This window comes from Aeromonas rivipollensis (genome assembly GCF_010974825.1).
Taxonomy (GTDB): Bacteria; Pseudomonadota; Gammaproteobacteria; order Enterobacterales; family Aeromonadaceae; genus Aeromonas; species Aeromonas rivipollensis.
This window is the reverse complement of record NZ_JAAILA010000011.1, coordinates 182,226-197,648: the sequence shown is the minus strand read 5'-3', so window position 1 is coordinate 197,648 and position 15,423 is coordinate 182,226. Positions and strand designations below refer to the sequence as shown.

Annotated in this window: 18 protein-coding genes; 1 reads left to right on the top strand and 17 read right to left on the bottom strand. The window is 62.6% G+C overall.

The window, feature by feature from the left end; translation table 11 throughout:
• Nucleotides 1-53: 53 nt before the first annotated feature.
• The 3 genes from G4923_RS08605 to yfcD form a co-directional block, all read right to left on the bottom strand.
• Entirely contained in the window at nucleotides 54-1,019 is a 966-nt protein-coding gene (locus G4923_RS08605; protein ID WP_111909978.1) for a calcium/sodium antiporter, read from the bottom strand.
• A 122-nt stretch (nucleotides 1,020-1,141) separates the two neighbouring features.
• Nucleotides 1,142-1,615, bottom strand: a complete 474-nt coding sequence (locus G4923_RS08600; RefSeq protein ID WP_163136587.1) for a peroxiredoxin — start codon at nucleotides 1,613-1,615, stop codon at nucleotides 1,142-1,144.
• A gap of 252 nt (nucleotides 1,616-1,867) precedes the next feature.
• A complete protein-coding gene (yfcD, locus tag G4923_RS08595; RefSeq protein WP_163136585.1) occupies nucleotides 1,868-2,368 on the bottom strand; it encodes an NUDIX hydrolase YfcD in 501 nt (166 codons plus the stop codon).
• Nucleotides 2,369-2,564: 196 nt separating this feature from the next.
• On the opposite strand from yfcD, the gene G4923_RS08590 reads away from it, so the two are divergent.
• The gene (locus tag G4923_RS08590; RefSeq protein WP_163136583.1) at nucleotides 2,565-2,780 is read left to right on the top strand and encodes a DUF1107 family protein; all 216 of its coding nucleotides are present in this window, start codon (nucleotides 2,565-2,567) and stop codon (nucleotides 2,778-2,780) included.
• A 102-nt stretch (nucleotides 2,781-2,882) separates the two neighbouring features.
• On the opposite strand, the gene G4923_RS08585 is transcribed toward G4923_RS08590, so the two are convergent.
• The 14 genes from G4923_RS08585 to G4923_RS08520 all read right to left on the bottom strand — a co-directional run bounded on the left by G4923_RS08585 (nucleotide 2,883) and on the right by G4923_RS08520 (nucleotide 15,157).
• Nucleotides 2,883-3,626, bottom strand: a complete 744-nt coding sequence (locus tag G4923_RS08585; RefSeq protein WP_005328952.1) for an amino acid ABC transporter ATP-binding protein — start codon at nucleotides 3,624-3,626, stop codon at nucleotides 2,883-2,885.
• 13 nt (nucleotides 3,627-3,639) lie between these two features.
• Nucleotides 3,640-4,734, bottom strand: a complete 1,095-nt coding sequence (locus G4923_RS08580; protein WP_111909974.1) for an amino acid ABC transporter permease — start codon at nucleotides 4,732-4,734, stop codon at nucleotides 3,640-3,642.
• 9 nt (nucleotides 4,735-4,743) lie between these two features.
• The gene (locus G4923_RS08575; protein WP_205596959.1) at nucleotides 4,744-5,931 is read right to left on the bottom strand and encodes an amino acid ABC transporter permease; all 1,188 of its coding nucleotides are present in this window, start codon (nucleotides 5,929-5,931) and stop codon (nucleotides 4,744-4,746) included.
• Between the two features lie 67 nt (nucleotides 5,932-5,998).
• Nucleotides 5,999-7,018 (bottom strand): amino acid ABC transporter substrate-binding protein, encoded by a 1,020-nt coding sequence (locus G4923_RS08570; protein WP_106886125.1) that lies wholly within the window; start codon nucleotides 7,016-7,018, stop codon nucleotides 5,999-6,001.
• Between the two features lie 481 nt (nucleotides 7,019-7,499).
• Nucleotides 7,500-7,799, bottom strand: coding sequence for a DUF2845 domain-containing protein (locus tag G4923_RS08565; RefSeq protein ID WP_139438182.1), 300 nt, complete (start codon nucleotides 7,797-7,799; stop codon nucleotides 7,500-7,502).
• Nucleotides 7,796-8,809 (bottom strand): ABC transporter permease, encoded by a 1,014-nt coding sequence (locus G4923_RS08560; RefSeq protein ID WP_163136581.1) that lies wholly within the window; start codon nucleotides 8,807-8,809, stop codon nucleotides 7,796-7,798. Before G4923_RS08560 ends, G4923_RS08565 begins: the two co-directional genes overlap by 4 nt.
• 180 nt (nucleotides 8,810-8,989) lie before the next feature.
• Nucleotides 8,990-9,871 carry an ABC transporter ATP-binding protein gene (locus G4923_RS08555; RefSeq protein WP_163136579.1) on the bottom strand — a complete coding sequence of 294 codons (882 nt, stop codon included), beginning with the start codon at nucleotides 9,869-9,871 and terminating at the stop codon, nucleotides 8,990-8,992.
• Between the two features lie 145 nt (nucleotides 9,872-10,016).
• On the bottom strand, nucleotides 10,017-10,628 hold the full coding sequence (locus tag G4923_RS08550; RefSeq protein ID WP_139744978.1) for a BamJ family beta-barrel-assembly machinery protein: 612 nt from the start codon (nucleotides 10,626-10,628) through the stop codon (nucleotides 10,017-10,019).
• Nucleotides 10,629-10,807: 179 nt separating this feature from the next.
• Nucleotides 10,808-10,912 carry a copper homeostasis protein CutC gene (locus tag G4923_RS08545; protein ID WP_080973328.1) on the bottom strand — a complete coding sequence of 35 codons (105 nt, stop codon included), beginning with the start codon at nucleotides 10,910-10,912 and terminating at the stop codon, nucleotides 10,808-10,810.
• 21 nt (nucleotides 10,913-10,933) lie between these two features.
• On the bottom strand, nucleotides 10,934-11,659 hold the full coding sequence (locus G4923_RS08540) for a copper homeostasis protein CutC (protein ID WP_025327844.1): 726 nt from the start codon (nucleotides 11,657-11,659) through the stop codon (nucleotides 10,934-10,936).
• Nucleotides 11,660-11,700: 41 nt separating this feature from the next.
• Nucleotides 11,701-12,603 (bottom strand): ROK family protein, encoded by a 903-nt coding sequence (locus G4923_RS08535; RefSeq protein WP_163136577.1) that lies wholly within the window; start codon nucleotides 12,601-12,603, stop codon nucleotides 11,701-11,703.
• 110 nt (nucleotides 12,604-12,713) lie between these two features.
• A complete protein-coding gene (locus tag G4923_RS08530) occupies nucleotides 12,714-13,220 on the bottom strand; it encodes a GNAT family N-acetyltransferase (RefSeq protein ID WP_163136575.1) in 507 nt (168 codons plus the stop codon).
• Nucleotides 13,208-14,017, bottom strand: a complete 810-nt coding sequence (locus tag G4923_RS08525) for a M48 family metallopeptidase (RefSeq protein ID WP_042648620.1) — start codon at nucleotides 14,015-14,017, stop codon at nucleotides 13,208-13,210. Before G4923_RS08525 ends, G4923_RS08530 begins: the two co-directional genes overlap by 13 nt.
• A 165-nt stretch (nucleotides 14,018-14,182) precedes the next feature.
• Nucleotides 14,183-15,157: a PstS family phosphate ABC transporter substrate-binding protein gene (locus G4923_RS08520; RefSeq protein WP_025327848.1), complete on the bottom strand. Its 975-nt coding sequence runs from the start codon at nucleotides 15,155-15,157 to the stop codon at nucleotides 14,183-14,185.
• Between the last annotated feature and the right edge of the window lie 266 nt (nucleotides 15,158-15,423).

Sequence of the window (15,423 nt, the reverse complement as noted above, 5' to 3'; positions counted from 1 at the left end):
ATAGAGAAGGGGAGCCACTTGCTCCCCTTCTTGTGTGTATCGTCGTGCCTGCATCAGAACTGGCTGGTCAACAGCCAACCTGTATAGGCGACGAAGATGCAGAGCAAGATGCCCCCTTCCACCCTGTTGATGCGGCCCTGTCCCTTGCGGCCCAGGCACATCACCAGCAGCAGCAGGGTCAGCCCCATCATCAGGCTCCAGTCGCGGGAGAGCACCGCAGGATCCACATCCAGGGGCGCTATGCCGGCTGCTATGCCGACCACCGCCAGGGTGTTGAACAGGTTGGAGCCGAGCACGTTGCCGAGGGCCAGATCGTGCTCCTTCTTCTTGATGGCCATCAGGGAGGAGGCGAGCTCAGGCAGCGAGGTGCCCACCGCCACTATGGTCAGACCGATGACCAGGTCGCTGATGCCGAATGCCTGGGCTATGGTCACCGCGCCCCACACCAGCAGGCGTGAAGCGCCGACCAGGAGTACCAGGCCCACGATCAACCAGAAGATGGCCTTCTTGAGCGGCATGGCCTCGCTGTCGATCTCCACGTTCACATCTTCGTCCAGGGCGTCTCCCTTGCCCTTGATCCCGGTCCAGATGGACCAGCCCAGCAGTACGATGAAGACGCCACCCAAAATGAGGGCGTCGCCACGCCCCAGGTGACCATCGATGAGCAAGGCACCGGTCAGCAGGGTGATGCCGAGCAGTATGGGGATCTCCTTGCGCACCACCTGGGAGGAGACGGCGATGGGGCTGATGAGGGCTGTCAGACCGAGAATAAGGGCGATGTTGGTGATGTTGGAGCCATAGGCATTGCCCAGGGCCAGGCCCGGGTTACCCTGCATGGATGCCAGGGCCGAGACCACCATCTCGGGAGCCGAGGTACCAAAACCGATGATCACCATGCCGATCAAGAGCGGCGGCATGCCGGCATAACGGGCAGTGGCGGCGGCGCCATCCACAAATTTATCCGCACTCCAGACCAGCAACGCCAGTCCGGCAATCAGGGCAACAAAAGCCAGGGTCATATTCTTCCATCTCATCGGCTGCAAACACGAGAGCCAGGGGTCAGCCTGGCTCCATCCAAAGGTGGCTCAGTGTAGCGAGCCGCCTTGCTATTTCAAGCTGAAATCAAACGATGATTAACAATTCACAAGGCGGCCAGCAGACTCTCGGCATCCGACACCTCGAACTTGCCGGGGGCCTCCACGAACAGCTGCTCGACCACGCCATCATTGGCGATCAGGGCAAAGCGCTGGGCACGCAGGCCGCCGAAGGCGCCTGTCTCCTTGGCAAGGCCCAGGGCCCGGGTCCAGCTGCCATCGCCATCCGCCAGCATGGTGATGGCGTCGGCATTCTGGGCCGCCTGCCATGCCTTCATCACGAAGGCATCGTTGACCGAGAGACAATAGAGGGCATCGACCCCCTTGGCCTTAAACTCGTCCGCCAGCACCACATAGCCCGGCAGATGGGCGTTGGAGCAGGTGGGAGTGAAGGCCCCCGGCACCGCGAACAGCACCACCTTCTTGCCCGCAAACAGGGCCTGGGTATCCTGTACCTGCTTGCCCTCGGCGGTGATAAAGGTAAATTCCCCCGCTGGCAGGGATTGTCCGACCGTGATCATGTTGTCTCGTCCTTAAGTGACTGAAAGAGGCCCAGTCTACTCCAACCCGGAAAGAGACGACACCGGCTCTCCTGTCGCCGCCCGCACCTCGCCCTTATTGCGATCGCCGTGCCTGCCAGGTGGCCATAACGAACAGGGAGTTCAACCTGCATTCGGCGGCCCGCACCTCGCCTTTACTGCAAGCGCCGCGCCTGCCAGGTGGCGATGGCGAGCAGGAAACCCAGGGGGAACTCGACGTCTCACGTCGCTCCCTCACCCGTGCCGCCGTGCCTGCCAAGTTGCGATGGCGAGGAGGGAATCCGGCGTGAACTCGGCGGCCCGCTCGGCTATCTCGGCCAGGCTCATCCAGTGCACCTCGCTCACCTCCTCCGCCTGGAGTTGCAGCGGCCCCTGATATTGGCAACTGAACAGACCGCCCCAGACCCGATAGCCTCCCCCGCTCGCCTCCCCCTCGGCGTAGAAGGTGCCGAAGTCGTGCAGGGGCACATCAAAGATACCCAGCTCCTCGGCCAGCTCGCGCCGGGCGGAAGGCTCCATCGCCTCCCCAGTGGTCACCACGCCACCGGCGCAGGCATCCAGCATGCCGGGGCAGAAATCCTTGCTCGGGGTGCGCCGCTGCACCAGGATTCGACCGGCCTCATCGAGCACCAGGATGTAACTGGCGCGATGGCGCAAATTTTCCTGACGCACCCGGGCGCGCTCGGCCACCCCGATCACCCTGTCATGCTCGTCTACTACGTCCACCCACTCCACGTGCGGCACCTTTGTCCAACCTGCGATGGCCGCAGTATATCGGGGCCGGGGCCAGGGGCGGCACTACTTTTTCAACGCCGGGAACAGGACGCCAGCCCGCCATAACAAGGATTCATACAAACCTTTATAAAGTGTCACATCAGTGTCACGGTGAGGCGGCATAGTGTGCCCTGTCCAAACAACAGGGTGTCTTGCCATGAAGGTGTTCAAGCAGTTGTCTCCTCGTCGAATTGCCCGCTATATCAAAAGCTTCCATCACGGCAGCTTCATGGTCGAGGCACTGGGACGATTCGAGTTTCAAGGGGGAGTCATCGATGTGAAGACGCTGGACTGCCGTCAGGCGCTGAGCCTGGCCCGGCAGATCAATCTGGCCGTGCGCGATCTGCGCACCACCACCCTGTTGCCGGGCTGACATACTCCTTTCCGTTTGTAGTCTGCTTTCATGCATGTCTTTGCCCGCCGCTCACCGAGCGTGCGGGCTATTTTCCATGGGACGGGCCGCGTCTGACCCGCATCAGTGCTGCAGGATCTGGGAGAGAAACAGCTTGGTCCGCTCCGACTGGGGATGGTCGAAGAACTGGTCCGGCACGTTCTCCTCGATGATCTGGCCGCGGTCCATGAAGATCACCCTGTCCGCCACCTGCTTGGCAAAGCCCATCTCGTGGGTGACGCAGAGCATGGTCATCCCCTCGTGGGCCAGCTCAACCATCACATCCAGCACCTCGCGCACCATCTCGGGATCCAGCGCCGAGGTCGGCTCGTCAAACAGCATCACCTGGGGATTCATGCAGAGACTGCGGGCGATGGCGACCCGTTGCTGCTGGCCGCCGGAGAGCTGGCCCGGGTACTTGAGGGCCTGCTCCGGAATCCTGACCCGGCGCAGGAAGGTCATGGCGATCTCCTCGGCCTCCTTGCGTGGCAACTGCTTGACCCAGATGGGGGCCAGGCAGCAGTTCTCCAGCACCGTCAGGTGGGGGAAGAGGTTGAAGTGCTGGAACACCATGCCCACCTCGCGGCGCACCGTCTCTATGTTCTTGAGATCCGAGGTCAAGGCCGTGCCCTTGACCAGGATGTCACCGCTCTGATGCTCCTCCAGCCGGTTGATACAGCGGATCATGGTGGACTTGCCCGAGCCCGATGGCCCGCAGATGACGATCTTCTCCCCCCTGCCTACCTGCAGATTGATGTTGCGCAGCACATGAAACTCACCGTACCACTTGTTGACGTCCTTGAGTTCTACCACAGCGTCCGTTTTCATCTCGAAACTACTCCTAATGCTTGTGACCGGTGTTGAGTTTGCGCTCCAGATAGATGGAGTAGCGGGACATGCCAAAACAGAACATCCAGAAGATCATGGCGATAAACACATAGGCCTCGGTGGAGAAGCCGAGCCAGGCCGGATCCGCCAGCGCCACCTTGGAGATGGCCAGCAGATCGAACAGCCCTATGATCAACACCAGGCTGGTGTCCTTGAACAGGGAGATAAAGGTGTTCACCAGGGAGGGAATGGTGATCTTGAGGGCCTGGGGCATGATGACCAGTCCCATCACCTTCCAGTAGGAGAGCCCCAAGGCTTCACCCGCCTCGTACTGCCCCTTGGGGATCGCCTGCAGCCCCCCTCTGACCACCTCGGCCACGTAGGCCGCCTGGAACAGAATGATGCCGATGAGCGCCCTCAGCAGCTTGTCGAGTTCCACCTCGCTGGTCATGAACAGCGGCAGCATGACGGAGGCCATGAAGAGCACAGTGATGAGCGGCACCGCCCGCCAGAACTCGATGTAGACGGTGGAGAGGCTGGAGATGACCGGCATGTGGGAGCGGCGCCCCAGCGCCAGCAGGATCCCGAATGGCAGGGCAACCACTATGCCCACCACCGCCAGCACCAGGGTCAGCATCAGGCCGCCCCAGCGGTTGGTTTCCACCACCTCGAGACCCGCCCCGCCGTGGATCAGCACGAAGGCGATGACAGGGAACACCAGCAGGGTAAAGAGCGCCAGCCAGCCCTTGCGCGGGGTGCGCGGCCAGATCAGCAGTGCCAGCAGCACGGCCAGACCGGCGAAGGCCAGATTGATGCGCCAATACTGGTCGACCGGGTAAAAGCCGTAGAGATATTGCCCCAGACGGCTCTCGATAAAGACCCAGCAGGCCCCGCCCTGGGCGCAGTCGGCACGGCTGCTCCCCTGCCAGTTGGCGGAGAAGATAGCCCAGTCCAGCGCAGACCAGAGCAGTGGCAGCAGCAGGTAGGCCAGCACCAGGGTCAGCAGGCCGTTCCACCAGTTGGGGAAGAGGTTCTGCCTGATCCAGGCGACCAGCCCCCGGCGATGATTGGGAGGCGGCAGCGCCTCCTGCAACTCGTTCACAAACATGACAGCTCCCTAGCGCTCGACCAGCGTCATCCTGCGGTTGTAGATGTTCATCAGGACTGAGGTGGTGATACTGATGATGAGATAGACCCCCATGGTCATGGCGATCACCTCGATGGCCTGCCCGGTCTGGTTGAGGGTGGTGCCCATGAACACAGAGACCAGATCCGGATAACCGATGGCGGTGGCCAGCGAGGAGTTCTTGGTGAGGTTCAGGTACTGGCTGGTCAACGGGGGAATGATGACCCGCATCGCCTGGGGAATGACCACCAGCCGCAGCGTCTTGGTGGGCGAGAGCCCGAGGGCGGAAGCGGCCTCGGTCTGCCCCTTGCTGATGGCCAGTATGCCGGATCGCACTATCTCGGCGATGAAGGCCGCCGTATAGATGGTGAGCGCCAGCAGCAGCGCCGCGAGCTCGGGCAGTACCGTCAAGCCGCCCCGGAAGTTGAAGCCTTGCAGTATGGGCACACTCCAGGAGAGCGGGCTGCCTGCCAGCAGGAAGGCGATGGCGGGGAGCAGGATCACCAGAGCGGCCACACTGCGCCAGAACGGGAAGATCCTGCCGGTCAGCGCCTGACGGCGCCTTGCCCAGCGGCTCAGCCCCCAGCTCAGGACGACTGCCAGCAGCAGGGCACAGATCACATAGCCAAATCCCTCTTCAAACAAGGGTTTGGGCAGATAGAAGCCCCGCACGTTCAAGAAGGCGAGCCCTCCCAGCTCCACGCTCTCACGGGGAGACGGCAGGGTGCGCAGCACCGAGAAGTACCAGAAGAAGATCTGCAGCAGCAGCGGAATGTTGCGGAAGGTCTCTATGTAGACGGTGGCTATCTTGGCCACCAGCCAGTTGCGGGACAGACGCGCTATCCCGAGCACGAAGCCGAGCAGGGTGGCAAACAGGATGCCGAGCACCGAGACCAGCAGGGTATTGAGCAGGCCGACCACGAAGGTGCGACCGAAGGTATAGGTCTCGTCGTAGGGGATCAGGCTCTGCAAGATGCCGAACCCGGCGGTGTTGCCCAGAAAATCGAAACCTGTGGTGATGCCACGGGTTGCCAGATTGGTCAGGGCATTGTTGATGATGTAGAACAGAAACGCGAGAACGGCCGCAATGGCCAGGCACTGGAAGATCTGCGCCCGCACCTTAGCGTCATACCACCAGCGGCCCTGTTCTTTCCTATGGTTTGATGCTTGTATCGCCATGAGGATGACTCCGACAAAGCCAGGGCAAAGGGGAAATGGGGGGCCAGGCCCCCCGACTGCAGTCTATTTAGCGGATGGGCGGGGCATACATCAGGCCACCCTTGTTCCAGAGCGCGTTGATGCCACGGTCGATCTTGAGGGGGGAGCCGGCGCCGACGTTGCGATCGAAGGACTCGCCGTAGTTGCCGACCTGTTTGACTATGTTGTAGGCCCATTTGTCATCCAGCCCCAGCACAGCGCCCTTGGGCTCTTCCAGCCCCAGCAGGCGACGGATGTCCGGGTTGGTGGATTTGAGCATCTCGTCCACGTTGGCGCTGGTCACACCGGCCTCTTCGGCGTTGAGCATGGCGTAAAGACTCCAGCGCACCACCTTGAACCACTGCTCGTCACCCTGGCGCACCGCTGGGCCCAGCGGCTCCTTGGAGATGACCTCGGGCAGCACCACGGCATCCTCCGGCTTGGTCAGCTTGATCTTGAGGGAGTAGAGCTGGGATTGATCCGAGGTCAGCACGTCGCAACGCCCCGCTTCGAAGCCCTTGACGGTCTGATCCGAGGTGTCGAACACCACTGGGGTATATTTCATGGCGCCATTGGCGCGGAAGTAATCCGCCAGGTTGAGCTCGGTGGTGGTGCCGGACTGGATGCAGACGGCGGCCCCGTCCAGCTCCTTGGCGCTCTTGACGCCCAGAGACTTGTTGACCAGGAAGCCCTGGCCATCGTAGTAGTTCACCCCGGCGAAGGTCAGGCCCAGCGAGCCGTCCCGGGTCAGGGTCCAGGTGGTGTTACGCGACAGCAAGTCCACTTCGCCGGATTGCAGGGCGGTGAAACGCTCCTTGGCGGTGAGGGAGACATACTTGACCTTGCCGGCATCCCCGAGCACGGCCGCGGCGACGGCGCGACACACGTCCACGTCCAGCCCGGTCCAGGTGCCTTTGGCGTCCGGGTTGGAGAACCCGGGCAGGCCATCACCGACCCCGCACTGCACGAACCCCTTCTTCTTCACGGCATCCAGAGTACCCTCTGCCCAGACATTGGCTGCCGCCAGCGACAGCACTATCACCATACCCGCCTTGTGTATCTGCTTCATGTCACTCTTCCCTGTGGTTTGATTCGAATTGGCACCCAAACCGAGCAAGATGCCATCGTTTCCCTGCTTTTTTGCAGCTTATCCAGCGCTTCAAAAACCTGTCAATCGGTGCAACCCGGCACAACAGTGGTGCAACAGCATAAAATGTTCGCGCGGGACGATATGCACTCTCAGAATCAAAAGTAGACCCTTATTCACCAAATAGCCTGCTGTTAAAAGCCATTCCCACTATGAGGATTATTTTCACAAAAAAATGGGGCGCACCGGGATGGGGCAGCGAAATCGGACTCCAACTGACTCATCAGGCTCACTTTTCTCTCGGCAAGCCCCAACGCGGGGAAGCTGGGGCAAATATTGGGCGACGTCGATATGGCGCTATGGCGGGGGGAGCACAGGCTCAAGCAGCCTATCTTCTGGCGGGAAACGAGGCCGGGATGAGGAGCCTCAAGATCGGGGCGCCGACCCTAGATAGGTACGTGGTTCAACCGCCGCGGGGACCGTCTTCAATCTCGGTGATGACGCCGTTTTCGACGGTGACGAACTGCATGAATTCGCTCCTGCCAAAGTTGTAGGTCCAGCGCTCGGCATACTTGACCGTCATCCGCGCCCCGAAGCCGTTTTCCTCGTAGCGGGTCAGATCCTCCTTGAGCATCGGCTGACCGCAGCGGATCAGCAGCTCGGCCGTGGTGTCCCCCTCGGTGAGCAGGGCGCTCTTGCAGCGCAGGGTGCCGGCATCCACCGGCAGCGTCGCCACCAGCAGCAACCACAGTATTGGCTTCATTTTGCGCTCCATTTGAACAACACTGCCCCTAGCGTGATGCACACCAGGGCAAACACCATGACCTGGGCCAGCATCCCCGCCACGGCCTGCCAGCCCGCCCCTTCCAGCATGACGGCGCGGGCCGCCTCTATGATCTGACTGAGCGGCAAGCGGGCTGCCACGGCCTGCAACCAGGGGGGAGACCCTTCCAGCGAGAACCAGACGCCAGATAAGAACATCATGGGCAAGCTGATGAGATTGAGCAAACCACTCGCCAGCTCCTCATTCTGAATGCGGGCGGCGATGAGCAGCCCGAGGGAGGCCATGGCGGTCCCGCCGACCAGGGCGATAAAGAGCAGCAGCCAGCCGGAGCCGAGCAGGGGCACATCCAGCAGCCAGTAAGCCACCAGGAAGACCAGCAGGCTCACCACCAGGGTGATCAGCACCCGCGACAGCAACTGGGCGCAGAGAAACTCGGCCGCCGACAGCGGGGTGGCTCGCAAGCGCTTGAGCACACCGTTCTTGCGATAGCGCACTATGACGAACCCGACCCCGAACAGGCCGGAGAACATCAGGTTCATGCCGATCACCCCGGGCAGCAACCAGTCGCCATAGCGGATGGCCCGTCCGCTCAGGGCCTCTCTTTGCAAGGGCTCCTGCACCGCCTGGCGCAGCAGGTATTCGGCCATGGCTCCCTGGGGGGCGTCCGGGTTGACCCAGTAGTGGCCGCGCGCCGGTGACAGCAGCAAGTCCAGCTGATGGTGGCGCACCTTGAGGACGCCTCTCGCCTCGTCGTCATAGGGGATGAGCTTGAGCAGCGGGATATGGGTCAGGGGCTGATAGGCCGTCGTCAGCTCCCCCACCACCCCTATCTGCACCAGCGGCTTGGGAGGGCCGGAGAAGATGAGGGAGAAGCCGATCACCAGCAAGAGCGGAAAAAGCAGGTTCCAGACCAGGGCCGCCCTGTCGCGCACGAATTCCAGGGTGCGGGCGTAAAAGAGGGCACCTATGCGCTTGAGTGCTCCCTTCATGTTCCGCTCCCAGGTCGAGATGACAAACCCAGTGGCCATGGCAAGGCTCGCGGGTAACAGAGCGCGACGACATTGCGCTTGATGGCTCCCTTCATGTTCCCCTCCTCGGGCTCGAATCCCGTCGAGATGGCAAGGCTTGCGGGTAACAGAGCGCGACGACACTGCGCTTGATGGGATTTTTCATGCGCCGCTCCGGAGGCTGTGGCCGGTCAGGTGCAGGAAGAGATCCTCCAGGTTGGGGGAGCGCACCTGCATGCCGGTCAGCGGTACCCCCAGACTCAGCAGCCGTGGCAGCAAGGTCGCCACGTCAGGGCAGCTCAGCTCCACCTGATCCCCGTGGGGCAGCAGCGGATAACCCAGGCTGGCGAGGGCCGGGTGATCCGAGAGGCGCACCAGCACGCCGTCGAAGTGCCGCGCCAGCAGGGCCGCCGGCGTGTCCAGGCTGAGCAGATGACCGTGATCCACGATGGCGATGCGATCGCACAGTTGCTGCGCCTCATCCATGTAGTGGGTGGTGAGCACCACCGTCTTGCCCTGGGCCTTGATCGCCTCGATCCGCTGCCAGAAGTGGTGACGAGCCTGGGGATCCAGCCCTGTAGTGGGCTCGTCCAGAAACAACAGTTCGGGGTCGCCGAGCAGGGCTAGGGCCAGCAGCAGGCGCTGACGCTGGCCGCCGGAGAGCTTGCGGCTGTCCCTGTCGATGAACTCGCCAAGGGCGCACAGCTCGATGAGCAGCTCCCGTGGCAGGGGGTTGGGATAGAGGTTGGCGAACAGGCGCAGGGTGTCGCGTACCGTCAGAAAATCCTGCAACGCGGTGTGCTGGAACTGGATGCCGATGCGGGAGCGATAGTCGGGGCCGCGGGGGGCGCCATGAAACAGGATCTGGCCGCTGTCCGGGGTGAGGATCCCCTCGAGCAGCTCTATGGTGGTGGTCTTGCCCGCCCCGTTCGGGCCGAGCAGGCCGAAACAGCTACCGGCGGGAATGGTAAAGCTGAGTCCGTCCACCGCCCTGACACCGGGAAAGTGCTTGATGAGATCGACGACTTCTATGATGGCGGCCATGGCCTGTCTCCCTGGGTGGCCGAGAGTGCGACGTCCTGACTATATCCAAATCTCCCGAGAAGACCATGGCTCATCCACCAGGGCGTGGCGGCGCGCAAAAACAAACGGCGACCCAGGGGTCGCCGTTTGCATCACACCAGCCGGATCACAGGATGTCCAGCAGCTCCACTTCGAATACCAGTGCGGAGTAGGGCGGGATGGAGCCGGCGCCACGGGCACCGTAGGCCAGATCCTGCGGAATGTAGAGCTTCCACTTGGAGCCAACCGGCATCATCTGCAGCGCTTCCACCCAACCGGCGATGACGCCAGTGACCGGGAACTCGGCAGGCTGGCCGCGGGCGACCGAGCTGTCGAACACGCCACCGTGGGTGAAGGTACCGTGGTAGTGCACGCGCACGGACTGACCGGCCACCGGCACGGCGCCCTTGCCTTCTACCATGACTTCGTATTGCAGACCGGAGTCGGTCACTTTCACGTCGGCACGCTTGGCGTTGTCGGCCAGGAAGGCTTCGCCATCGGCGGCGGCGGCCTTGGCAACGGCTTCCTGCTCTTCCTGCATGCGGGCGGTGATGACCTGGAAGGCATCATTGATATCGTCACGGCTGACCGCGAACTCCAGGCCATTCAGGGCATCTGCCAGACCTTGTTGCAGGGCAGGGATATCCAGACCGGCGAAGGCTTGCTGCGCCAGCTGATCACCCATGTTGCGGCCGATGCCATAGCTGGCCTTCTGTTCGATAGAGTCGTATTGGGACATTGAGATGTTGCTCCGGGTCCTGAGAGTAAAAGAGTCGAGATAATATCAGACTTTTTGGCGAGGTGCTGCCGGCTGCCGTCCTGATTTCCCCGCCTGTGGGAGAGACTTCACATCCCCCTCATCCCCGGCCCTTCTCCCGCAAGGGGAGAAGGGAGAGGCGACGACAACCACAGGCTGACTCAGGCGCGATCCAGCAGGGCCCGCACCGCGGCAACTTTGGCGCCGTCTGTGATATTGACCCGGCCATCGTCCGAAGTGCCCATGTTGACGCCGTGGGGCACCATGCCGCCCGGTCACACCCTGACTCAGGCGCGATCCAGCAGGGCCCGCACCGCTGCCACCTTGGCGCCGTCGGTGATATTGACCCGGCCATCGTCCGAAGTACCCATGTTCACTCCGTGGGGCACCATGCCACCGCGCCAGCCCATGCCGGACATGTGTACTTCGCTCACCCCGGTGAACTCGAGTATGGTGCGCACGTTGTCCGCATTGACCCCGGCGCCTGGCATCAGGCTGGCGCGGCCCGCCAGGGTCTGTTGCATCGCCTGCAGTGTCTCCAGACCCGCCAGGGCGGTCGGGGCATGGCCGGAGCTCAGGATACGCTCACAGCCGGCCGCCACTATGGTCTCCAGATCGGCGCGCCAGTTGGAGCTGAGATCGATGGCGCGATGGAAGGTGACCCCCAGGGGGCCGGCCGCCTCGACCAGTTGTTGCAACTGGGCGGCAGGCACCCTGCCCCCCTCGTCCAGCAGACCCACCACCACACCTTGCAAGCCTGCTGCCCGGGCCGCGGCGATGTCCAGCAACATGAGTTCGAACTCGGCGGCACTGAAGCAGAAATCCCCGGCACGGGGGCGGATCATGGCGTAGACGGGAATGGTGGCGTGGCGCGCCACCTGCTGCATGAAACCATAGGAGGGGGTGAGACCGCCCAGCCCCAGCGCAGAGCAGAGCTCGATGCGATCCGCCCCGGCTTGCTGGGCGGTGAACAGGGATTCCAGGTTGTCGATGCAGATTTCAAGACGGGTCATGATGACTCCTTATCCGGGGAGATCAGACCCAGTGCCTGATCTCATAAATTCAGCAGGGCGGCGCCACGCACGCCACCGGCGCCGCCGAAGCGGGCCTGGCGGATAGCCGGCAGGGCGACGCCGGGCAGCAGGTGGCCGGGCAGACGCTTGGGCAGCTCTTCATACAGGGCGGGCAGCCCGCTGAGGCCACCCCCCAGCACAACCACCTCGGGGTCTATCACCGAGATGGCGGTGGCGAGCCCGGCGGCCAGGATCTCCAGCCAGCAGTCGATGGCCGAGAGCGCCGCGGGTTCCCGGGCCTCGGCACGGGCGACTATCTGGTGACCACTGGCGCGCTCGCCGTTGAAGTGGTGATAGAGCCGCTCCAGGCCGGTGCCCGAGGCATAGGTTTCGAAACAGACCAGGCGGCCGCAGCCGCAGCGGGGACGGGGCAGGTCGGGATACTTCATCAATATGGTGGCCGGCAGCGGGTAATGGCCTATCTCCCCCGCCAGCCAGTTGCGGCCCTGGATGAGCTTGCCCGCCAGATAGACGGCGCCACCTATGCCGGTGCCAATGGTCACCCCCAGCGCACTCTCGGCCTCGGCGGCGGCCCCCTGGTGCACTTCGGACCAGAGGAAGCAGTTGGCGTCGTTGTCGACGCTGACGGTGCGTGCCAGTCGTGCGGCCAGATCCGCGCCCAGATGACGACCGTGAATGGCGGGCAGGTTTGCCGCCACTATGCTCCCATCCAGGCGATTGATGATGCCGGGAAACCCGATGCCGACGGCGCCTTTCGCGCCGAAGCGGGCGTCCGCCGCCTCGACCCGCGTCAGGATCAGCTGCAACAGCCCCTCGTAATCATTGCCGGGAGTGCTCATGCGCTCTTCGTGACAGAGGTTCAGGCCACCGTCATACACCGCGAAGGCAACCTTGGTGCCACCAATATCAAATCCGTAATACATGCCACACTCCCTTGCCGGTGAACCGGGTCACCTCAGTCTGTCCAGATGGGGCACATTGTATTAATTCGCAAAAAAAATAAAGTGACCATGGGCGAAAAACGGGAGCCAGCTCAAAGCAAACGGAACATTTGCCGCTGCAGACAGGGTTGTCCCAGGCTCGTCAGGGTGCGCTCCTGGCCGTCAAACACGAAGCCGCGGCGCAGGTAGAACCCCTCGCCGATGTGATTGCCATCGAGCAGCCATAGCCTGACGCACTCGCAACCGGCCCGGCGCATCTGCACCGCCACCGCCTGCCACAGCCGCTTGCCATGGCCCCGACGCCAGTGATCCGGGTGCAGATAGAGCGCCCGGATGCGCGCCGTCATCAGCCCCTCCTCGTGGACAGGGTGCCAATAGAGCAGGCCGATGACGACCTCGTCCTGGCAGAGCAGCATGGGGATGGGGGCCGGCTCGGCGAGCCGGCGGCGCCAGATCTGCAGATGCTCGGTGACCGCCAGCTGGGCCAGCAGATCCTCACCGAGCACGCCGCCATAGGCCGCCAGCCAGCTGGCCCGCTGCATCACCGTCATGGCGGCAGCATCGGCGGGACGGGCCAGACGCAGTGTTATGCCTTGCACTGGGGAGTCAACCCAGCGGCACGGGCCTGCCGATACAGGGGCTCTGCCTGAGCCTGTTGGGCCTGCAACTCGGTAATGCGGTTCTCATCGCTCGGGTGAGTAGAGAGCAACTGGGGCGGCGCCTTGCCCCCGGCGGCGGCACTCATGTTCTGCCACAGGGGAATCGCCTCGGCCGGATTGAAGCCGGCGCGAGCCATCAGATCCAGCCCCAACCTATCGGCCTCGCTCTCCTGAGCCCGGCCATAGGGCAGGGCGATCCCCACCTGAACCCCGAGCCCGAGCGCCGCCATGGTGGCACCGCCCCCCTGGCTGCTGCCGATGGCGGCATCGGCCACCGCCAGCCCTATGCCGGTCAGCTGATCCCGGGAGAGACGTTCGTTGGAGTGTTGTGCCAGCACGTGGGTCAGCTCGTGGCCGATGACGGTGGCGAGCTGATCCTGATTCTTGGCGACTTTGAGCAGGCCGCTGTAGACGCCAATCTTGCCCCCGGGCAGGGCGAAGGCGTTGACCTCCTTGGAGTCAAACACCACCACCTCCCAGCTGGTGATGCCATAGCTGGCAGGCACCTGGGCGGTGACCGCCTTGGCCACGCAGGAGACATAGGCATTCACCTTGGCATCCTTGCTTACCTTCTCCTGCTTCTTCATCTGCTCGAAGGAGTCGGCACCCAACTGGTTCATCTGCTGGGGGGAGAAGAGCAGCATCTGGCTGCGGCCGGTCGGCGACTGGGCACAACTGGCCAGCAGGGCGCTACACAAGGCCGCCAGGCCGAATTTGGACAGGGAAGATGCACGCATGAGAGGGTCCTTTACCGTGAAGTTGCCCTATTCTCGGGAATGCCGCCGTCCGGTGCAAGCCAGGCGCCACCCCATGCGACCAAAAAGATCCCGCAACGCCAAAATAAAAACGAGCCCGCTTGGGCTCGTTTTGGAGGCTCGTCTGTATAGAGTGCGAAAGCGGGATTACATGATACCCAGCTTCTTCAGGTCGGCCTGAACAATCTTGGCGGGAACCGGCACATAGCCATCCTTCGCCACTATGGTCTGACCGGCCTTGGAGAGCATCATCTTCACAAACTCTTGCTCCATCGGGGAGAGCGGCTTGTTCGGAGCCTTGTTCACGTAAACGTACAGGAAGCGCGACAGCGGGTATTTGCCGGTCAAGGCGTTCTCTGCGGTCGCTTCAACGAAGGTCTTGCCATCCTTGGAGAGCGGTACGGCGCGCACGCCCGAGGTGACGTAGCCGATGCCGGAGTAACCTATGCCGTTCAGGGAAGCGGAGACGGATTGCACCACTGAGGCGGAGCCCGGCTGCTCGTTCACGCCGCTCTTGAAGTCACCGTTGCACAGGGCGTGCTCCTTGAAGTAGCCATAGGTACCGGAGACCGAGTTGCGACCGAACAGTTGCAGGTCCTTGCTGGACCAGTTGCCATCCAGACCCAGATCGGACCATTTGGTGGCGGCCTTGGCTTCGCCGCACTTGAGGGTGCTGGAGAAGACGGAGTCAACCTGCTCCATGGTCAGCCCCTTGATGGGGTTGTCCTTGTTCACGAACACCGCCAGGGCATCGACCGCGACGCGGATGGCGGTCGGCTTGTAGCCGTAGCGCTTCTCGAATGCTTCCTCTTCACCGGCCTTCATGGCACGGCTCATGGGGCCAAACTGGGCGACGCCCTCGGTCAGTGCGGTCGGGGCAGTGGAAGAGCCGGCGGCCTGGATCTGCACGTTGACGTTGGGGTAGACGCGCTTAAATTCTTCGGCCCACAGGGTCATCATGTTGGCCAGGGTGTCCGAGCCCACAGAGGACAGGTTGCCCGAGATGCCACTGGTCGGGGTGTAATCCGGCAGATCTTTATCCACACCGGCAGCCAGGGCGCTGACAGAAAACAGGGTTGCTGCGGTGAATCCGATTACACCAGCCAGTTTGTTGAGTTTCATCCAATCTCTCCAAAGTTACAGAAGGCAATTGCCAATACATGGCGCCGATTAACACTGTCTTGCGGTGATCAAGCTGACTGCGTCAGTCAGCTTGTTGAGTTTTATCCGTCCCCTCTTTCCCAAGGTGACGCTGGGTCTGTTCTTAAGACGGCGCCAGTATCTGACCTGGCAGTGACAAATTTATGGAATTTATATGACACTTTGATGACATGGGCCCAGCGCGGCAAAAATGCCAAGGGGGCCGCTCTCGCCGCCCCCTTTTTTAT

Coding starts and splice junctions, on each gene's coding strand:
- G4923_RS08580 (WP_111909974.1), bottom strand. CDS start 4,734: ATGTTTGTGAACGAGTTGCAGGAGGCGCTGCCGCCTCCCAATCATCGC.
- G4923_RS08555 (WP_163136579.1), bottom strand. CDS start 9,871: ATGGCCGCCATCATAGAAGTCGTCGATCTCATCAAGCACTTTCCCGGT.
- G4923_RS08520 (WP_025327848.1), bottom strand. CDS start 15,157: ATGAAACTCAACAAACTGGCTGGTGTAATCGGATTCACCGCAGCAACC.
- G4923_RS08540 (WP_025327844.1), bottom strand. CDS start 11,659: ATGACCCGTCTTGAAATCTGCATCGACAACCTGGAATCCCTGTTCACC.
- G4923_RS08585 (WP_005328952.1), bottom strand. CDS start 3,626: ATGAAAACGGACGCTGTGGTAGAACTCAAGGACGTCAACAAGTGGTAC.
- G4923_RS08550 (WP_139744978.1), bottom strand. CDS start 10,628: ATGTCCCAATACGACTCTATCGAACAGAAGGCCAGCTATGGCATCGGC.
- G4923_RS08570 (WP_106886125.1), bottom strand. CDS start 7,018: ATGAAGCAGATACACAAGGCGGGTATGGTGATAGTGCTGTCGCTGGCG.
- G4923_RS08590 (WP_163136583.1), top strand. CDS start 2,565: ATGAAGGTGTTCAAGCAGTTGTCTCCTCGTCGAATTGCCCGCTATATC.
- G4923_RS08560 (WP_163136581.1), bottom strand. CDS start 8,809: ATGAAGGGAGCACTCAAGCGCATAGGTGCCCTCTTTTACGCCCGCACC.
- G4923_RS08565 (WP_139438182.1), bottom strand. CDS start 7,799: ATGAAGCCAATACTGTGGTTGCTGCTGGTGGCGACGCTGCCGGTGGAT.
- G4923_RS08525 (WP_042648620.1), bottom strand. CDS start 14,017: ATGCGTGCATCTTCCCTGTCCAAATTCGGCCTGGCGGCCTTGTGTAGC.
- G4923_RS08575 (WP_205596959.1), bottom strand. CDS start 5,931: ATGGCGATACAAGCATCAAACCATAGGAAAGAACAGGGCCGCTGGTGG.
- G4923_RS08535 (WP_163136577.1), bottom strand. CDS start 12,603: ATGTATTACGGATTTGATATTGGTGGCACCAAGGTTGCCTTCGCGGTG.
- G4923_RS08545 (WP_080973328.1), bottom strand. CDS start 10,912: ATGGTGCCCCACGGCGTCAACATGGGCACTTCGGACGATGGCCGGGTC.
- G4923_RS08600 (WP_163136587.1), bottom strand. CDS start 1,615: ATGATCACGGTCGGACAATCCCTGCCAGCGGGGGAATTTACCTTTATC.
- G4923_RS08605 (WP_111909978.1), bottom strand. CDS start 1,019: ATGACCCTGGCTTTTGTTGCCCTGATTGCCGGACTGGCGTTGCTGGTC.